2 protein-coding genes are annotated in these 1,238 nt (G+C 68.2%); one reads left to right on the top strand and one right to left on the bottom strand.

Going from position 1 to position 1,238, the window contains the following annotated elements; genetic code table 11:
• Window positions 1-120 precede the first annotated feature (120 nt).
• A complete protein-coding gene (locus tag AB0E77_RS34245) occupies window positions 121-294 on the top strand; it encodes a hypothetical protein (RefSeq protein WP_361578943.1) in 174 nt (57 codons plus the stop codon).
• A gap of 6 nt (window positions 295-300) precedes the next feature.
• Here the strand turns inward: AB0E77_RS34245 and AB0E77_RS34240 are convergent.
• Window positions 301-1,181 (bottom strand): IS5 family transposase gene (locus AB0E77_RS34240; RefSeq protein WP_361578940.1). Its coding sequence is split into 2 segments (ribosomal slippage): window positions 301-821 and window positions 821-1,181, totalling 882 coding nucleotides; the frame shifts between segments, so codons are not numbered across the junction.
• Window positions 1,182-1,238: the final 57 nt, after the last annotated feature.

Here is a 1,238-nt window from a genome sequence, read left to right as displayed (position 1 = left end):
CTAGGGCCTGTCCGGCGGATCTTGGATGGTTGCTCCCTGCGGAGGCTAGGGTCTGGCTGCGGAGGCTAGGGTCTGGCTATGGGATCAATGGGGGATAGTCCCCGGAGCCGTTGGGCGTTCGTGGGCGAGACGCTGGCCAGGCGGCCATGGCTGATCGTGAGCTGGGTTCTGCTCGCAGGTGTGGCGGTTGCCGCCTGGAAGATCGTGCCGCAACCGTGGAGCGCGGGCGTCTATCCTGTGGTCTTGTTTGTCGCCCTGTTGCTGTTTTCCCGGGCGTCGACTCAGAAGGAGTGAGCCCGCTCAGGGTCGGAGCCAGAGTCGCATCGCTGCGGCGGTGACGGTGCCGTGGAAGACGTAGGCCCTCTTGTCGTAACGCGTCGCGACCGCGCGGGAGTTCTTGAGCCGGTTGATGGTCCGCTCGACCTCGTTGCGTCGCCGATAGCGGTCGCGGTCGAAGCCGGCGGGCCTGCCCCCGTTGCTGCCCCTGCGGCGGCGGTTGGCCCGCTGGTCCTTCGGTTCCGGGATCGTGTGCCGGATGTCGCGTCTGCGCAGGTAGCGGCGGTTTCGGCGAGAGCTGTATGCCTTGTCGCCGCTGACGTGGTCCGGCCGGGTACGGGGCCTTCCGCCCAGTGGCCGCGGAACTCGGATCCGGTCCAGGACCTCGATCATCTGCGGTGCGTCGCCCCACTGTCCCGGCGTGAGCAGAATGGACATGGGGCGGCAGCCGCCTTCGCCGGCGAGGTGGATCTTGCAGGTCAGGCCGCCCCGGGACCGTCCGAGTCCCTCGTCGGGGCGGTGGTGCCGGGGCGTCGTCCTTTTTTCGGGACCCGCGGCTTGGCCTTGCGAGCGCCGGCCGCGTGCTGATGGGCTCGGCAGGACGTTGAGTCGATACCGACCATCGACCAGTCGACCCGCCCCGCCAGGTCGGCGTCGGCCTGGACCAAATGCAGGATCCGGTCCCAGGTGCCGTCCGCCGACCAGCGGCGATGCCGTTCATAGACGGTCTTCCACGAGCCGTAGCGTTCCGGCAGATCACGCCACGGGACACCGGTCCGGACCCGGAACAGGATCCCGTTCACGACGGTCCGGTGATCGTTCCACCGGCCGCCCCGGCCACCCAGAGGCGGCAGATGCGGTTCCAGCAACGACCACTCGCGATTCGTCAGATCCCCCCGACCCATGACCGAACCAACGAGCGACCAGTCAGAAGGTCACATGATCCGCCGGACAGAACCTAG

Source organism: Streptomyces sp. NPDC032940, assembly GCF_040636935.1.
GTDB lineage: Bacteria > Actinomycetota > Actinomycetes > Streptomycetales > Streptomycetaceae > Streptomyces.
Note: the sequence above shows the minus strand (reverse complement) of the source record. Positions and strands in the feature narration are given on the sequence as shown.